This window comes from Mesorhizobium sp. YIM 152430 (genome assembly GCF_029210365.1).
Lineage (GTDB): Bacteria > Pseudomonadota > Alphaproteobacteria > Rhizobiales > Rhizobiaceae > Aliihoeflea.
Window position 1 is genome coordinate 47677 of sequence record NZ_JARGES010000025.1, and the last position, 15587, is coordinate 63263.

The window sequence follows — 15587 nt, forward strand, 5'->3', positions numbered from 1 at the left end:
ATGGAGAGGGCAACAGGAGACCGACCGAACGTGCGACGCCTCGTCAACAAGATCCTCCCGAAATCGCTGCGCTCCACCGCCGTCACCATTCCGGTGATCCGGCTGCATGGCGCGATCATGTCGGGCGCAAGCCCGCTCCGGCAGAGCCTTTCGCTCGCGACGACGGCCGGGCTGATCGAAAAGGCTTTCGCCGTTCCCGATGCACCGGCCGTCGCGATCTCGCTCAACTCGCCCGGCGGATCGCCCGTCCAGTCGCGACTGATCTACAAGCGCATCCGCGACCTTGCCGAGGAAAAGAAGAAGACCGTGCTGGTCTTCGTCGAGGATGTGGCGGCCTCGGGCGGGTACATGATCGCCTGCGCCGGCGACGAGATCATCTCCGACCCCTCCTCCATCGTCGGCTCGATCGGCGTCGTCTCGGCCTCCTTCGGCTTCCAGGATCTGATCAAGAAGATCGGCGTCGAACGACGGGTGCATACGGCCGGGCAGAACAAGTCGGTGCTCGACCCGTTCAAACCGGAACGGCCGGAGGACATCGAAAAGCTGAAGGCACTTCAACTCGAGGTTCACGAGACCTTCATCGAGCTCGTGCGCGAGCGGCGCGGTGTCAAGCTCACTGAGCATCCCGACCTTTTCACGGGTCTTTTCTGGAGCGGACGCAAGGGGCTGGAACTCGGCCTCGTCGATCATCTGGGAGACATGCGGCAGGTCCTGAAGGATCGCTTCGGTGACAAGACGCGGATGCAGCTCATCACCATGCCGCGCGGCCTTTTCGGACGAAAACTCGGAATTGGCGGGCTGAGCCAGGAAATCGCGCATTCGGCCGCGCAGGGCATTGTCGACACGGCGAGCGAACGGGCGCTTTGGAGCCGTTACGGGCTTTGATAGCGATCACGAAAATGCCTAGTATATGTTCTGTCATGCCCGTCGCGTGATGATCGGGAGCGGATGATCGCAATGCCCCAGCTACTTTTCTTCGCGGCCGTCGGCGCCGCAGCAGTGCTCGGCTACCGGCGCTTCATTCGCGAAGCCGAGAAGATCACGGCGCGCGCGCGCCGCAACGAGAGCGAAGCGCGCACAGGCGCGATCGGTACGCTCGTCAAGGATCCGGCGACCGGCGAGTACCGGGTTGCCAAGGACTGAATCGGGCACGGCCGGCGTGATCGAGCGGCTGCGCCTGCGCGCGCCGGCAAAGATCAATATCGCGCTGCATGTGACCGGCAAGCGCGCGGACGGCTATCACCTGCTCGATTCGCTCGTCGTGTTCACGCAGTTCGGCGACGAGTTGGAGATCGCGCCCGCCAAGGGCGACAGTTTCGAGGCGATCGGACCGTTTGCCGTAGGCGTGCCGACCGATGGACGCAATCTCGTCCTCAAGGCCCGCGATGCGCTGCGCCTGACGCATGGAGCGGGCGAGCCGCTGGCGGTGCGTCTGACCAAGAATTTGCCGCCGGCTTCCGGTATCGGCGGGGGATCGAGCGACGCTGCGGCATTTCTGGCCGGGATGGCGGGGGCGGATGACGACCTGACCGGGATCGCACTGAAACTCGGCGCCGACCTGCCGATGTGCCTTGCGGCCGAGCCGTTGCGGGCACGAGGGGTCGGCGAAGAAATCGATCTCGTGCCGGATTTTCCGGCGCTGGCGCTGGTTCTGGCCAATCCCGGCGTCGATGTGCCGACACCGGAAATCTTCCGCCGTCTGCCCTCGTCCGACAATGCGCCGCTGGCAGGATTGCCGGGTGACGATGTGATCGACTGGCTGCGTGAAACGCGCAACGACCTTCAGGCGCCGGCCATCGCCTATGCGCCGCAGATCGGCCAATGCCTCGACTTGCTGGAAGGTTCGGGCGCGCTTTTTGCGCGGATGTCGGGGTCGGGCGCGACGTGCTTCGGCGTATTCGCAGATATTGACGAGGCAGAACGGGCGGCGGAACGAATGCGGACCGAGAAGGGTTCGTGGTTCGTGGTCGCAACGAAAAGCCATGCCTCGAGAAGCTTCAGGAGACGGATCGAACCATGAGCGAACGCCCCTTCATACCCGTCACTTTCGCCGTGCTGACCATATCGGACACACGCGATCTCGATGAGGACAAGTCCGGCGCGACGCTTGTCGAGCGAATCCGGGCTGCCGGACATGCGCTCGGCGCGCGCGAAATCGTCAAGGACGACATCGCCGCGATCCGCGCCAAGGTCAACTCGTGGGCCCGAGACGAGACGATCGACGCGATCATCACCACAGGCGGCACCGGCTTTACCGGGCGCGACGTGACGCCCGAAGCGCTCGAACCGCTGTTCGAGAAGCGCATGGAGGGGTTCTCGGTGCTGTTCCACAAGATCTCGGCCGACAAGATCGGGACCTCGACAATCCAGAGCCGGGCGACGGCCGGGCTCTTGAACCAGACCTTCGTCTTCGTCCTGCCGGGCTCGCCGGGCGCCTGCCGCGACGCCTGGGACGGCATCCTGAAGGACCAGTTCGACTATCGGCACATGCCGTGCAATTTCGTGGAAATCATGCCGCGGCTCGACGAGCACCTGAAGCGCGGAGCCGGCCAGATCGTCTGATCAGACCGCGTGGATTTCGGCGCGCAGGCGAAGCGGCCTGACCTTCATCGAAGACGTCCTGCGCATCAGAAGGCCCTCGGCGAAGCGTTCGCGCCGCTTCAGCCATTTCGACCAGAACGGCAGTTCCGACTGGCGCGAGCGGGAGAAGATGGCCGGACTCTCGGCGGCCGCGACATGCTCGCGCGCCGCTTCCACCCAGCCGGGAGCGAGACGCGCACCGGGCTTCAGCATCAACACCCATTCGCTTCGCGCCCCGGCCACCGCTTCCTCGCAGCGTGTTCCCGCAAGGAAGATGCAACCCGCATGTTCGGCCACCGTTTCCGTGCCATCGGACGAGCCAAGATCGCAGACGATGACCTCCCGCACCAGCCCTTCGACGGCACCGGACACGAGCGAGGCCAGCGTCTTTGCCAGCCCTTCCTCGTCGTCTTTCGTCTCGATCAGAACCGAAATCATGCCCTTCAATAGCGCAGTCGGAATGAGGTGGCCAGACACCGGTCGGACGAAGAAAGTTCTTGCTTTGTTCTTTTTCGCCGAATAGGAATTGTTTCATCGAAAAGCCGATTCCCGACCCGCCGGCAAAGCGGCGCCAGGAGAGCGACATGGAACAGATCAGACGAGCCGACGTTGCCGCTTTCACAAGCGGAGATGCGCATATGGCCAATGCGATGATCGAGGAAAGCGGCCTGCGCGTGGTGCCGGACAGGCGGCGCGGGCGCGGTGCCGGCGTCAATCCCAGCGTGCGGTTCGAGAAGTTCGAACGTCACGTCTTCGACGATGGCTGGAACTCGTTCGAGGAACTGCCGCCGTTCAAGACCGACGTGCAGATCGAGAAGCCGCGCACGATCATCACCCGGAACGATTCGCCCGACATTTCCTTTGATCGCTCGATCAACCCCTATCGCGGATGCGAGCATGGCTGCGTTTACTGCTTCGCGCGGCCGACGCACAGCTATATGGGGCTGTCGGCCGGGCTCGACTTCGAATCGAAACTCTTCGCCAAGCCGGACGCGCCGCGCCTTCTGGAAAAGGAACTGTCCAAGGACGGCTACCTGCCGAAGACGATCGCGATCGGCACCAACACCGACCCCTACCAACCGATCGAAAGAGAATGGCGCATCATGCGCGAGTTGCTGGAAGTGCTCGAACGGCACAACCATCCGGTCGGTATCGTCACCAAGTCGGCGCTCGTCATGCGCGACATCGACATCCTGTCGCGCATGGCCGAAAAAGGCCTAGCCAAGGTCGCGCTGTCGGTGACGACGCTCGACCGGAAGCTTGCGCGGGCGATGGAACCGCGTGCAGCGACGCCGCCGCGCAGGCTCGAAGCTGTCCGAGCGCTCTCGGAAGCGGGCATCCCGACCTCGGTGATGATCGGTCCGGTCATTCCCGGCCTCAACGATGCCGAGATGGAGCGCATTCTGGATTCGGCCGCCGCTGCCGGGGCCAAGGAAGCCGGCTACGTCATCCTGCGCCTGCCGCTCGAGGTCAGCTCGATCTTCAAGGACTGGCTGCTACAGCATTATCCGGACCGCTATCGACATGTGATGTCGCTGGTACGCTCGATGCGCGGCGGCAAGGACTATGATGCCGAATTCGGCAAGCGGATGAAGGGGGCAGGTCCCTATGCCTGGCAGATCGGTCGGCGGTTCGAACTCGCCGCCAAGCGGCTCGGCCTCAATACGCAAAGGCTGAAGCTGCGGACCGACCTTTTCGTCGCTCCTCTCAAGCAAGGAGAGCAGTTGACGCTGCTTTAGCCGCTTCTCTCGTCATTTTCCGTCTCCGTCCGGCTTGTCCCCAATCATTGCCCGACGGTGCCCTTCCCGCCCCGCCCCACGGACGGGAAGGACTTGCGGAGAATCGGACGCAATGCGAGCATTGCCGCAACATGGCTCGCCCGCGCTCCGATTCTCCGCTTCTCTTCGACCTGCCCGTCCGTCCGGATTTCCGGATGGAACGCGCCGCCGAACGGGAAGGACTGTGGCCCGTCTGCGGAACCGACGAGGCCGGACGTGGACCGCTTGCCGGACCCGTCGTCGCGGCTGCCGTGGTCCTCGATCCGAAACGCATTCCGAAAGGTCTCGACGATTCCAAGCGCATGACGCATGGCGAGCGCGAGGCGCTGTTCGACGAGATCCTGAAGAAGGCGTTGGCGGTGTCGGTCGCATCGGTGTCGGCCGCTTCCATCGATTGCAGCGATATCCGCAAGGCGAGCCTCGAAGCCATGTGCCGGGCGGTGACGCTTTTGGCGGTTGAGCCGAAGCTGGTGCTTGCGGATGGGCGGGACATACCGCCGGGCCTGAAATGCGACGGCAAGGCGGTGGTCAAGGGTGACCAGCGTTCGCAGTCGATCGCGGCGGCGTCGATCATCGCCAAGGTGACGCGCGACCGGATGATGTCGCGGACGGCGACGATCCATGTGTCATACGGGTTCGAGGTGCATATGGGCTATGCGACCGTGCGCCATCGCACGGCGATCGAGGCGCATGGGCCGCTGACGCGGCTGCACCGATTGTCGTTTGCGCCGTTTCGGCTGGACGCGGCGGAGTAGGACCGCTTTCGTTCAAAGCCGCAGACTTCATTTTCGGCTGCCCCCTCTCCGTCTCGGGCTTCGCCCGAGCCACCTCTCTCCAATTGCATGGGGGCGAGGAAACGCCCTCATCAATGAAACAAAAAAACCCCGCCGGGCGGGGTCTTTCGAAAGTCGATTCCGACAATTGTCAGTTCATGCGGGCCTTCACGTCGTCGAGGGACGATTTGAAGAGTTGCGCCTTGACGTCGGCATCGGCGCGTTCGTCAAGCAGTCGGGCTGCGGCGGCGACGGCGATGTCGACAGCATTGGAGCGGACGGCGTTGACGGCGTCGCGTTCGGCCTGGGCGATCTTCTGCTCGGCGAGAGCGGTGCGACGGGCGACATATTCCTGCGTCCGCGCCTTGGCTTCCTCGACAAGGTGGTTCGCCTCACGCTTGGCGGCGGCGACGATGTCGCCCGCTTCCTGCTCGGCTTCCTTGCGCTTGCGTTGATACTCGGCGAGGAGCTGCTGCGCTTCTTCGCGCAGGCGGCGAGCCTCTTCGAGTTCGTTGCGGATGCGCTCGGCGCGCTGATCGAGCGCTCCGGCGATCTTGCCCGGCACCTTGAGATAGACGATCAACCCGAGGAAGATGACGAGGGCGACTGTGGCCCAGAATGTTGCGTCCATGGCTGGCTCCTATCGAACCTGGCTGACCGCCGCGGCAACCGCCGCGTCGTCGGGCTTGCGATCGATGAGCGCCTCGACGATGGCGCCGGCGGTATCCTCGGCGATCGTGCCCACATCCTTCATGGCCGTCTCGCGCACGGTTGCGATGCGACGCTCGGCCTCGACCAGTTTCTGCTCGAGATCGGCCTCGACCGATTTGCGCTCGGCTTCGGCATCGGCCTTGGCGGCGTCCTGCGCCTCCTGGGCGATACCGTGCGCCTTGACGCGGGCGTCGGCCAGTTCCTGCTCGTAGGCGGCGACCGCCGCGTCGGCTTCTTCCTTGTTGCGCGCCGCCTGATCGAGATCATGAGCAATGCGGTCGCGGCGCACCTCGAGGATGTTGCCGATCCTCGGGAGCACGACCTTCTGCAAGAAGAGGTAGAACAGGCCGAATGTGATCGCCAGCCAAAGAAGCTGGGACGGGTAGGTCGACGTGTCGAAAGGGGGGAAACCCGCTTCGCCGTGACCTTCGTCCTGCACGATCTCGGTCTGCAATTCGCCTTCGGCGGGAGCTGTCTCCTGCGCGTATCCAGGCGTTACGAACATGTGCATCCCCTGCTCATGTTGCCGGTCAATGAAATGACCGGTAGGTCTCGGCACTCGCAAATGACGGCGCGAGCGGGCGCGGATGCGCCCGCCGGCCGGGCCTCATCTTACGTGAAGAGGAGGAGCAGAGCGATGAGGAGCGAGAAGATGCCCAGAGCTTCCGTCACGGCGAAGCCGAAGATCAGGCGGCCGAACTGGCCGTCGGCTGCCGACGGGTTGCGCAGCGCGCCCGAGAGGTAGCTGCCGAAGATGTTGCCGAGACCGAGCGCGGTGCCGGCCATGCCGAGGCAGGCGATGCCTGCGCCGAGAGCGCGTGCTGCTTCTACTTCCATTTTGAAACTCCTTTTTGGATTCGCTTTGGCATCATTCATGCCGGTTGGAAGATGTTCGGCCCAGGGGCCGGTGATGGCTAACCCCGTCCGATCAATGCTCGGGATGGACGGCGTCGTTCAGATACATGCAGGTCAGGACCGCGAAGACGTAAGCCTGCAGGAACGAGACGAGGAATTCGAGACCGGTGATCGCGATGGTCAAAAGCAGCGGCAGCACAGCGCCGATGACGCCGAACGCGCCAAGGCCGCTCAAGGTGGTGACGAAGCCCGCGAAGACCTTCAGCGTGATGTGGCCGGCCAGCATGTTGGCGAACAGACGAACCGAAAGGCTGATCGGGCGCGACAGGAACGAGATGACCTCGATCGAGGCGACGAGCGGCACCAGCACTCCTGGCACGCCATGCGGCACGAACAGCTTGAAGAAACGCGCGCCGTGCGTCTTGAGGCCGTAGCCGACCAGCGTCAGCATGACGATCATGGCAAGCGCGAAGGTGACGATCAGATGGCTCGTCACCGTGAAGAAATACGGAATCATGCCGTACATGTTCGCCACGAGGATGAACATGAAGAGCGAGAAGACGAGCGGAAAGAAGCGCATCCCTTGCGGCCCGGTCGCGTCGCGCAGCATGTTGGCGACGAATTCATAGGACATTTCAGACACCGACTGGCTGCGGCTCGGCACGAGGCCGCGGCTCGACGTCGTCAGGTAGAGGAATGCACCGGTGGTCACGACGGTGGCGACCATGAAGAGCGCGGAATTGGTGAAGGAGAAGTCGAGCCCACCGATCTCGATCGGAATCAATCTGGAGATCTGAAACTGGTGGATCGGATCTTCGGCCATCAGGCGCCCCTCGATACAAATGTCGGCGCAGGCGCGCCGGATAAAACTACGTTTCGTCTCGGCCCCGGCCGCCTTCCGGCGGCTCGACCCCGCGCTCCGCGACAACACCGGCGGAACGAAGGACGTTCAGGACCCCGGCGGCAAATCCGAGCAGAAGAAATACGACGAGACCCCAGGGGGTCGTGCCCGCCGCCGTGTCGATGAACCATCCGATGGCCGCCCCGACCACGATGCCGGCGATGAACTCGCTCGACAGCCGCAGGGCCTTGCCCATACCGGCCATTCCGCCGGTTTTCGAACCGTCCACCTCGACAGCCTTCGCCGGTCGCTTCAACGCCAGCCTGGCGTCGAGCTCGCGGCGGCGACGCTCGAGATCGTCTCCGCTGCCATCCGGCTCCGGGCCTGTCCGGCCGGTTTCGCCTGGCCCGTTCATGTCGGCCACCGCAACCTCCTGACCCGCCTGGCATCCATCTTGGCTTGCCGCTTCAAAGTCGCGCGCAACATATTCAGGGCACCCGCGCCAGTCAAGCCACGGCTCCGGATTGAATCGGACAGGATTTCACCAGGAAAATCATACAATTAGCAGACTGCGACAATGCGCGCAGGCGCCTGCGCCGAGAATCGCCCCGCCAGACCGCGCAAGCGGGCCTGCAATCAGCTCCAGCCGCCGCCCTTGGTGCGATAGAAGATGTGGAGCCCGATCTTCTTCACCTTGTCCATGGTACGCGCCCAGCGTGGGCTGACATAGGTGGCATGATAATGGGTGGAGGAGCCGACCTCGGGCAAGAAGATCTTCCCGGCGGTGACCGCCATCGCAACATCGGAGGCGAGCTTGTAGTGCGGCGCACTGGTCACGCGCGGCTTGGTGCCGTCGCAGGCGAAAGAGAACTGGCAGCGGTTGCGCCAGGTGCGGTTCTGGTAGACGACGCCGCAGATCGTGTTGGGATAGGCCGGGGCACGCACGCGGTTGAGAATGACCTGGGCGACGGCCGCCTGTCCCTTCACCTCCTCGCCGCGTGCCTCGAAATAGATGCCCTCGGCCAGGCACTTCTGCTCCTTGTCGGAAAAGACATGGGGCGGAAGCGGCATCTTCATCCAGGCATGATCGCCCGGTGCCATAGGCGGAATGAAACGGCCATCGGATGGGTCCTCGCCTTTCAAGAGGCTCGCGAATGGCGATGCCGTCGCATAATTGGGCGCAGCCGGCGCATAGGCGGTGGCGAGGATATCGGCCTTCTCGTTGGTGACCAGCGAGGCGAGCACGATCGGCATGTCGTTCTCGATCGGCCGGTGAGTGGGATGGAAGGCGAGCGCGATGTCGAGTTCCTTGCCCTCGATCTCCGGCTTGACGAAGGCCATCGCAAACTCAGGCTCGACATCGTGCAGCGAGGAGGTGCGCTCGAGGATCGAGCCGGCATTGAAGAATTTCGGCGGAGAGACAGGTGCGATCTTCAACAGTCGGCCCTGCTTGCCCGTGCGGTTGACGCGATCCTCGTCGGGCCGGATGTTCTTTTCGCCATCCTGCGAGCGAAGCGCGACCGTGCCGAGGCCGGGAACCTTGAAGCCCGCACCTGCGATCGCGCCGGTCACGGTCGCATCGACGAAGGGAAGCTCCGCCTGCTGGATCGAGCCGGCCTGCGCCTGCTCGACCACCGCGCCCCAGCGACCTGACCCGGTTTCAAGACCCGAGACGAAACTCGTCATGTCCTGGAAAGCGGCGGCGGTGGGAAAGGCCAGCCAGATGCCGATGCCGAAAAGCGCAGGGGTCATCGCAGACCTGCCTTCGAATACGCTTCTCAAGCGACGCGACAAACGCCTTACCTGCAATGATCCCGCTCCATACGCATCTGAAAGCCAACACCGGCAAAAAATGATCGATTAACCTTTATGGGCGGTTAATGACGCTGGGACAGCGCCAGTGGCCCGATCATGTCCCGGTGATGACCGACGGTCGCCCGTCCCCTCAAATCACTCAAGAGACGGCGTTTCGCCAAGGAGTAAGGCGTGAATGTGACTTAGCGGCAATTGAACGGCCGAATGGCCGACATATCCGTCATGTTCTCTTTCTGGCCCGACCGGCGAACGGATTTTCCGACGCGCGCAGCATCATGCGGATCGGCACGCCCGGCATCTCGAAGTCCTTGCGAAGCTCGTTCGTCAGATAACGGATATAGCTTTGCGGCACGGCCTCAGGGCGCGTGCAGGAGAGCACGAATCCGGGCGGGCGAGTCTTGATCTGGGTGATGTACTTGATCTTCAACCGCCGACCGGCGACGGCCGGCGGCGGATGATGCGCCGTGACGCCTTCCAGCCATCGATTGAGACGACCGGTCGAAATGCGCGTGTTCCAGACACGATGCGTCGTTTCGATCGCCTGCATCAGCTTGTCGAGACCGCGCTCGGTTTCGGCCGAGATGGTGACGGCCTGAAGCCCGCGCACCTGCGGCAGGAGCCGCGTCGTCTTCTCACGCAATTCCGCCAGAAGTTCCTGACGATTTTCGATGAGATCCCATTTGTTGAAGGCCAGCACCGGCGCCCTGCCCTCGCGAATGATCAGGTCCGCTATGGTCAGATCCTGCTTTTCGAACGGGATCGTCGCATCGAAGACGATGACGACGACCTCGGCGAAGCGGATGGCGCGCAGACCATCGGCGACCGACAGTTTCTCCAGCTTTTCCTGCACACGCGACTTGCGGCGCATTCCCGCGGTGTCGAACAATTTGATCTTGCGGCCGTTCCAGTCCCAATCGACCGAGATCGAATCGCGCGTGATGCCCGCCTCCGGGCCGGTCAGGAGACGCTCCTCGCCGACGAGTGCATTGATCAGGGTCGACTTGCCGGCATTCGGACGCCCGACGACGGCGATACGCAGCGGCTTCGTCGCGTCATAGGCGGGAATCGCCTCCTCGTCCTCGTCGGAGACGTCTTCGCCGATCAAGGGCTGATCGGCGACTCTGTCGTCCTCGTCTTCCTCGCCCCCGAAGGCCCTTTCCTCGCCAATCGCGGCGACGATGGCGTCGCGCAGGTCGACCATGCCCTCGCCGTGTTCGGCCGAAATGCCGACCGGTTCGCCGAGGCCGAGTTCCCAGGCCTCGAGGAATCCGCCCTGGGCGCCGCGCGCTTCCGCCTTGTTGGCGGCGAGGACGACCGGCTTGCCGAAGCGGCGGACGATGTCGGCGAAGGCGCGATCGTCCGGCATCAGGCCGGTCTTGGCGTCGACGACGAAGCAGACGACATCCGCCTCGTCGATGGCAATCTCCGTCTGCTGGCGCATACGTCCGGCAAGGCTTGCCGCCTCTGCGGTCTCGAGGCCCGCCGTGTCGATCACCTCGAATTCGAGATCGTAGAGCCTGGCCGTATGGGCACGGCGGTCGCGCGTCACGCCGGGCGTATCGTCGACGAGCGCGAGCTTGCGGCCGGCCAGCCGGTTGAACAGCGTCGACTTGCCGACATTCGGGCGGCCGATGATGGCGAGTTTGAAGCTCACGAAGGTTCCTGTGTGCCGCGGATGAGTTCGACCATCATCTGCGCGCGCTGGCGCATATTGGCGGAAACGCGCTCGTCGCCGACGATCAGATCGAAGAGTCGCAAAGCCTCGTCCGACTGACCGTCCTTCCAGGCGGCGAGCGCAAGCGCCTCGCGGGCGGAGTGACGCATCGCATTGTCGTCCGACGTCATCGCCTCGAGGCGGGCGGCGACGTCGTCATAGGAACCATGATCGACCAGAAGATATCCGGCGCGCAACCGCGCCGTGTCGCGGATCGCCTGCGGAATGGCGTTGTCGCTGGCGACGGCATCGAAAGACGCGATGGCGGCTGCATGATCGCCGGCGTCGGCCTGGACGGTGGCGGTGCGGAAGCGGGCCAGCACCGGATAGGCGCCGAAGCCGTCTTCCTGAAGCGCGGAAAGTTCGGCGAGAGCCTGTTCGCTCTGCCCCTCATTGGCCAGCGTCAACGCCTGCGAGAAGCGGTCACCGGAGGCATTGGCCTGGCGTGTCGTCCACCAGTCCCACGCGACATAGAGCATCGTGGCGGCCACGACGACCGCGGCGACACCGAGCGCTGCGAGACCGTAGCGATCCCAGATCTGACGCGCGCGATCCTGTCGAAGCTCCTCATTGACCTCGCGGATGAAACTGTCGTCGGACATCAGGCACAACCATCGTTCGGGGATCAGGGCGCGCCAGGCGCCCGCATTGGCGAGCGTTTTAGCCGAAATTCGCCGTCATGGAAGGGTAAATCCCCGCGCGGCGCGGCGGGGCGGCAAAATCACGCGATGACAGGCACGCCGATCAGCCATTCGTGGAGAACGAAGGCGAAGAGCACATAGGCGACAAGGCCGACGACGATCGCTGCCACATCCCATTTGACCGGCCCCGGCGTCGGCCCGTCATCACCCCGTCGGTTGACCGAAATGCGGTCGAGCACCGCCCATGCGAGGAAAGTGCCAAACAGCAGCAACGCCGCCAGATCGCCATTGGCGAGAAGATGGCCGAGCGCCCAGACTTTCACGGCAACCAGCATCGGATGCTTCAATGCCGCCTTGATCCGGCCTGCTGGCAATTGGGACGCCGCCAGCGCGATGAATGCGAAGACCATCAGGAGAAGATTGAGATGGCGCGTCCAGACCGACGGTTCGTAGAGGATTGGCGCCGTCTGCCGCGCGAGACCATAGCCCCAGACGATCAGCACGAGGCCGGCAAGGGCGACAATCGAATAGAGCCCCCTCCATGCTCCCCGGCCACGCGCGGCGATCTGCGCATCGCGCAGCTCCGGCGCGATGATCCTTACCGAGTGAATACCGAGAAAGAGGATGAGTCCGAAAATGAGAATCAGCATTGCACGCCCCTTTGCTGACCATTCTAATATGTCGACTGCGCCAGCGACAGGTCAGGAACGCGTCGCCGTCTTCGATGACAGGGCCAGCCAGGCGGAGATGGCCAAAGCCAGCGCGGCAAGGACGGACGGCCAGAAAAAGCCGCCGGTCCAATCCGCGACGATGCCGGCCACGACCGGGCCGACGATCTGGCCGAGACCGAAGGCGGCGGTCATGACCGAAAGCACCTTGCGCGGCGACGGGCCGGCAAGGTTTCGGCCGATCTGGATGCCGAGCGCCGTAATGGCGACGAAAGTGTTGCCGAGCAGGATACCGCCGAGGAGCGGGCCGGTCATGCCGCCAAGCGCGACGCTCGCCATGACGCCGGCAGCCTCGACGCCGCATCCGACCGCGAAGACCGGCCGCAAACCCCACCGCCGCGCGGCCAGCGCCCACAGGTATACCGACGGGATGACGGCAAGGCCGGTGACGAGCCAAACCAAGGCTTCGAGCACCGCGCCGCTTTCGTTGCCACGGACGATGGCGATGAGAAAGGTGGCCGTCACGACATAGCCGAAGCCGAAAATGCCATAGGCCCAGACGATCCGTTTCAGCGCGGGCGAGAAGACGAGCGCCGGCTCCTTGACGTCCGAACCGCCCTGCCCGCCTGCGCGCGGCAGGAGCAGCCAGATCACGACCAAGGCCGCCAGCGACAGGGCGGCCGCGCCGACCCAGTTCGCCCGCCAGCCGAATTGACCGAAGGCGAGCAGCGCGACCATCGACGACGACAGGGCGATGCCGACGCCGACGCCACCGAAATGCATCCAGTGCAGATCGCCACGATCGAGCCTGCCAAGCCCGGCAAAGACGATGCTCGACAGGAAGACCATGACGAAGGCGCTGGCAACGCCGGCTGCAAAGCGGATCGCGAGGAACGCGGCCAGATCGTCGGTCAGCGCCATGGCGAGACAAAGCGCGGTGCTGAGCGCGAGGCTTGCCAGCGACAGCGCCCGCTCCCAGCCATGCGCCCAGCCGCCGCCGGCGATCAGCGCGCCGACGAGATAGCCGGTGTAGTTGGACGCGGCAATGAAGCCCGCTTCGGACGTGGTCTGGCCGAGGGCGGCCATCATACCCGGCAGGATCGGCGTATAGACGAAGCGGCCGACGCCCATGGCAACGGCCATGGAGAGCATACCGGCAACAGCCAATCTGAACGGAGAAACGGAGAGGGCGGGTGCGTGCATTCTGCGACGAGATTAACGAGAGGCGATCGCGGTGCAATGCAAAAACTTCGCGCAAGCCGGCTTTGGCGCGCGCAGTTCGTTCAGCGCCCGAAAAGCTGGGCGTAAAGATTGGGCTTGAAGCCGATCTCGATCGTCTCGCCGGTATCGAGCACCGGACGCTTGATCATGGTCGGTTCGCCGGCCATCAGGGCAATCGCCTTGTCTTCGTCGAGATCGTCGCGCGTTTCGGCTGGCAGCGCCCGAAAGGTGCGACTCGCCTTGTTCAAGACCTTCTCCCAGCCGGCGGCTTCGCACCAGCGGGAAATGTCGTCCTTACCGATGCCGCCGACGCGGTAGTCATGAAAGGCATAGGCGACGCCATTGGCGTCGAGCCAGGCGAACGCCTTCTTCATCGTGTCGCAATTGCGGATGCCGTAGATCGCGACGGTCAACGACTCATTCCCACTCGATCGTGCCGGGGGGCTTGGAGGTGACGTCGTAGACGACGCGGTTGACGCCCTTGACCTCGTTGATGATGCGGGTGGCGGCGCGGCCGAGGAATTCCATGTCGTAATGGTAGAAGTCGGCCGTCATACCGTCGACCGAGGTGACGGCTCGCAGGGCGCAGACGAATTCATAGGTGCGCCCGTCACCCATCACGCCGACCGTCTGGACGGGAAGCAGCACGGCGAAGGCCTGCCAGATGGCGTCGTAGAGGCCGGCCTTGCGAATCTCGTCGAGATAGATTGCGTCGGCCTCGCGCAGGATTTCGAGCTTCTCGCGGGTGATGCCGCCGGGGCAGCGGATCGCAAGGCCAGGCCCGGGGAACGGATGGCGGCCGATGAAGTGCTCTGGCAGGCCGAGTTCCTTGCCGAGGACGCGCACTTCGTCCTTGAAGAGCTCGCGCAGCGGCTCGACGAGCTTCATGTTCATGCGCTCGGGCAGGCCGCCTACATTGTGGTGCGACTTGATCGTGACCGACGGGCCGCCGGTGAAGGAAACGCTTTCGATGACGTCGGGATAGAGCGTGCCCTGCGCCAGAAAGTCCGCGCCGCCCAACTTCTTCGCCTCTTCCTCGAAGACCTCGATGAAGAGACGGCCGATGGTCTTGCGCTTCTTCTCCGGATCGCTTTCGCCTTCGAGCGCACCGATGAAGCGGTCCTGCGCATTCACGAGTATCAGCGGCAGATTGTAGTGCTCGCGGAACATGGCGACGACGTCGGCCGCCTCGTTCTTTCGCATCAGGCCGTGGTCGACGAGGATGCAGGTCAACTGGTCACCGACCGCCTCGTGGATCAGCAGCGCGGCGACGGAGGAATCGACGCCGCCAGAGAGTGCGCAGATGACCTTTCCGTCGCCGACCTGATCGCGGATCGCCTGCACGGCCTGCTCGCGGTAGGCGGCCATCGTCCAGTCGCCGGCAAGACCCGCGATCTTGTGGACGAAATTCGACAGGAGCTTCGCACCGTCCGGTGTGTGGACGACTTCTGGGTGGAACTGGACGGCATAGAATTTGCGCTTCTCGTCGGCGATTGCCGCGAAGGGGGCGCCGGTCGAGGTGCCGACGACGCGAAAGCCTTCGGGAATGGCGGTGACGCGGTCGCCATGGCTCATCCAGACCTGATGGCGAGTTCCCTTGGCCCAGACGCCGGTGAAGAGCGCGCATTCGTCCTCGATGTCGAGGAAGGCGCGGCCGAATTCGCGGTGATGCCCGCCCTCGACCCTGCCGCCGAGCTGTGCGCACATGGTCTGCTCGCCATAGCAGATCCCGAGGACCGGGATGCCTGCCTCGAACACGATTTGTGGCGCGCGTGGGCTGCCCATTTCCGTCGTCGAGGCGGGGCCGCCCGACAGGATGACGGTCTTGGGGCCGATACGGCGGAAGGCTTCTTCGGCGAGCTGGAAGGGAACGATCTCGGAATAGACGCCCGCTTCGCGCACGCGGCGCGCGATGAGCTGCGTGACCTGGGAGCCGAAATCGATGATGAGGACGGTGTCTGGATGGGCTTCGTTCGTCATGACGGGCCTT

General features: G+C 64.1%; 19 protein-coding genes. 6 read left to right on the forward strand and 13 right to left on the reverse strand.

The annotated features are described in order from the left end of the window. The first annotated feature begins 30 nt into the window (after positions 1-30). The 4 genes from PZ895_RS07290 to moaB all read left to right on the forward strand — a co-directional run bounded on the left by PZ895_RS07290 (position 31) and on the right by moaB (position 2562). The gene (locus PZ895_RS07290; RefSeq protein WP_275838360.1) at positions 31-885 is read left to right on the forward strand and encodes a S49 family peptidase; all 855 of its coding nucleotides are present in this window, start codon (positions 31-33) and stop codon (positions 883-885) included. 72 nt (positions 886-957) lie between these two features. Further along, positions 958-1143, forward strand: coding sequence for a hypothetical protein (locus PZ895_RS07295; protein WP_024586313.1), 186 nt, complete (start codon positions 958-960; stop codon positions 1141-1143). After that, entirely contained in the window at positions 1130-2020 is an 891-nt protein-coding gene (locus tag PZ895_RS07300; protein ID WP_275838361.1) for a 4-(cytidine 5'-diphospho)-2-C-methyl-D-erythritol kinase, read from the forward strand. The genes PZ895_RS07295 and PZ895_RS07300 overlap by 14 nt, the downstream gene beginning before the upstream one ends. After that, positions 2017-2562, forward strand: coding sequence for a molybdenum cofactor biosynthesis protein B (gene moaB / locus PZ895_RS07305; RefSeq protein ID WP_275838362.1), 546 nt, complete (start codon positions 2017-2019; stop codon positions 2560-2562). Before PZ895_RS07300 ends, moaB begins: the two co-directional genes overlap by 4 nt. Here the strand turns inward: moaB and PZ895_RS07310 are convergent, their stop codons facing one another. Further along, the gene (locus PZ895_RS07310; RefSeq protein ID WP_275838363.1) at positions 2563-3018 is read right to left on the reverse strand and encodes a glycosyl transferase family 2; all 456 of its coding nucleotides are present in this window, start codon (positions 3016-3018) and stop codon (positions 2563-2565) included. 146 nt (positions 3019-3164) lie between these two features. Between PZ895_RS07310 and PZ895_RS07315 the strand changes: the two genes are divergently transcribed. Together PZ895_RS07315 and PZ895_RS07320 are read left to right on the forward strand one after the other, a co-directional pair. Beyond that, positions 3165-4319: a PA0069 family radical SAM protein gene (locus tag PZ895_RS07315; RefSeq protein ID WP_275838364.1), complete on the forward strand. Its 1155-nt coding sequence runs from the start codon at positions 3165-3167 to the stop codon at positions 4317-4319. A gap of 131 nt (positions 4320-4450) precedes the next feature. Next, complete coding sequence (locus PZ895_RS07320) at positions 4451-5113, forward strand: ribonuclease HII (protein WP_275838365.1); 663 nt, start codon at positions 4451-4453, stop codon at positions 5111-5113. A 169-nt stretch (positions 5114-5282) separates the two neighbouring features. Here the strand turns inward: PZ895_RS07320 and PZ895_RS07325 are convergent, their stop codons facing one another. The 12 genes from PZ895_RS07325 to guaA form a co-directional block, all read right to left on the reverse strand. Then, a complete protein-coding gene (locus tag PZ895_RS07325) occupies positions 5283-5762 on the reverse strand; it encodes a F0F1 ATP synthase subunit B (protein ID WP_275838366.1) in 480 nt (159 codons plus the stop codon). 9 nt (positions 5763-5771) lie between these two features. Next, entirely contained in the window at positions 5772-6347 is a 576-nt protein-coding gene (locus PZ895_RS07330; RefSeq protein WP_275838367.1) for a F0F1 ATP synthase subunit B, read from the reverse strand. Between the two features lie 107 nt (positions 6348-6454). Next, on the reverse strand, positions 6455-6679 hold the full coding sequence (locus tag PZ895_RS07335) for a F0F1 ATP synthase subunit C (protein WP_024586321.1): 225 nt from the start codon (positions 6677-6679) through the stop codon (positions 6455-6457). Between the two features lie 91 nt (positions 6680-6770). Then, positions 6771-7520, reverse strand: coding sequence for a F0F1 ATP synthase subunit A (locus PZ895_RS07340; protein WP_275838368.1), 750 nt, complete (start codon positions 7518-7520; stop codon positions 6771-6773). Between the two features lie 46 nt (positions 7521-7566). After that, entirely contained in the window at positions 7567-7953 is a 387-nt protein-coding gene (locus tag PZ895_RS07345; protein ID WP_275838412.1) for an AtpZ/AtpI family protein, read from the reverse strand. 221 nt (positions 7954-8174) lie between these two features. Then, complete coding sequence (locus tag PZ895_RS07350; protein WP_275838369.1) at positions 8175-9290, reverse strand: cell wall hydrolase; 1116 nt, start codon at positions 9288-9290, stop codon at positions 8175-8177. Between the two features lie 283 nt (positions 9291-9573). Then, on the reverse strand, positions 9574-11007 hold the full coding sequence (der, locus tag PZ895_RS07355) for a ribosome biogenesis GTPase Der (RefSeq protein WP_275838370.1): 1434 nt from the start codon (positions 11005-11007) through the stop codon (positions 9574-9576). Next, positions 11004-11669 carry a tetratricopeptide repeat protein gene (locus PZ895_RS07360; protein ID WP_275838371.1) on the reverse strand — a complete coding sequence of 222 codons (666 nt, stop codon included), beginning with the start codon at positions 11667-11669 and terminating at the stop codon, positions 11004-11006. Before PZ895_RS07360 ends, der begins: the two co-directional genes overlap by 4 nt. 119 nt (positions 11670-11788) lie before the next feature. Continuing rightward, on the reverse strand, positions 11789-12358 hold the full coding sequence (locus PZ895_RS07365) for an NnrU family protein (RefSeq protein WP_275838372.1): 570 nt from the start codon (positions 12356-12358) through the stop codon (positions 11789-11791). Between the two features lie 51 nt (positions 12359-12409). After that, positions 12410-13519: a YbfB/YjiJ family MFS transporter gene (locus PZ895_RS07370; protein WP_275838373.1), complete on the reverse strand. Its 1110-nt coding sequence runs from the start codon at positions 13517-13519 to the stop codon at positions 12410-12412. A 140-nt stretch (positions 13520-13659) separates the two neighbouring features. Beyond that, positions 13660-14010, reverse strand: coding sequence for an arsenate reductase (locus PZ895_RS07375; protein ID WP_275838374.1), 351 nt, complete (start codon positions 14008-14010; stop codon positions 13660-13662). 4 nt (positions 14011-14014) lie between these two features. Next, positions 14015-15577: a glutamine-hydrolyzing GMP synthase gene (gene guaA / locus PZ895_RS07380; RefSeq protein WP_275838375.1), complete on the reverse strand. Its 1563-nt coding sequence runs from the start codon at positions 15575-15577 to the stop codon at positions 14015-14017. Positions 15578-15587 lie beyond the last annotated feature (10 nt).

Coding starts and splice junctions, on each gene's coding strand:
- PZ895_RS07295 (WP_024586313.1), top strand. CDS start 958: ATGCCCCAGCTACTTTTCTTCGCGGCCGTCGGCGCCGCAGCAGTGCTC.
- moaB (WP_275838362.1), top strand. CDS start 2,017: ATGAGCGAACGCCCCTTCATACCCGTCACTTTCGCCGTGCTGACCATA.
- PZ895_RS07310 (WP_275838363.1), bottom strand. CDS start 3,018: ATGATTTCGGTTCTGATCGAGACGAAAGACGACGAGGAAGGGCTGGCA.
- PZ895_RS07315 (WP_275838364.1), top strand. CDS start 3,165: ATGGAACAGATCAGACGAGCCGACGTTGCCGCTTTCACAAGCGGAGAT.
- PZ895_RS07320 (WP_275838365.1), top strand. CDS start 4,451: ATGGCTCGCCCGCGCTCCGATTCTCCGCTTCTCTTCGACCTGCCCGTC.
- PZ895_RS07325 (WP_275838366.1), bottom strand. CDS start 5,762: ATGGACGCAACATTCTGGGCCACAGTCGCCCTCGTCATCTTCCTCGGG.
- PZ895_RS07330 (WP_275838367.1), bottom strand. CDS start 6,347: ATGTTCGTAACGCCTGGATACGCGCAGGAGACAGCTCCCGCCGAAGGC.
- PZ895_RS07335 (WP_024586321.1), bottom strand. CDS start 6,679: ATGGAAGTAGAAGCAGCACGCGCTCTCGGCGCAGGCATCGCCTGCCTC.
- PZ895_RS07340 (WP_275838368.1), bottom strand. CDS start 7,520: ATGGCCGAAGATCCGATCCACCAGTTTCAGATCTCCAGATTGATTCCG.
- PZ895_RS07345 (WP_275838412.1), bottom strand. CDS start 7,953: ATGAACGGGCCAGGCGAAACCGGCCGGACAGGCCCGGAGCCGGATGGC.
- PZ895_RS07350 (WP_275838369.1), bottom strand. CDS start 9,290: ATGACCCCTGCGCTTTTCGGCATCGGCATCTGGCTGGCCTTTCCCACC.
- PZ895_RS07360 (WP_275838371.1), bottom strand. CDS start 11,669: ATGTCCGACGACAGTTTCATCCGCGAGGTCAATGAGGAGCTTCGACAG.
- PZ895_RS07365 (WP_275838372.1), bottom strand. CDS start 12,358: ATGCTGATTCTCATTTTCGGACTCATCCTCTTTCTCGGTATTCACTCG.
- PZ895_RS07370 (WP_275838373.1), bottom strand. CDS start 13,519: ATGGCCGTTGCCATGGGCGTCGGCCGCTTCGTCTATACGCCGATCCTG.
- guaA (WP_275838375.1), bottom strand. CDS start 15,577: ATGACGAACGAAGCCCATCCAGACACCGTCCTCATCATCGATTTCGGC.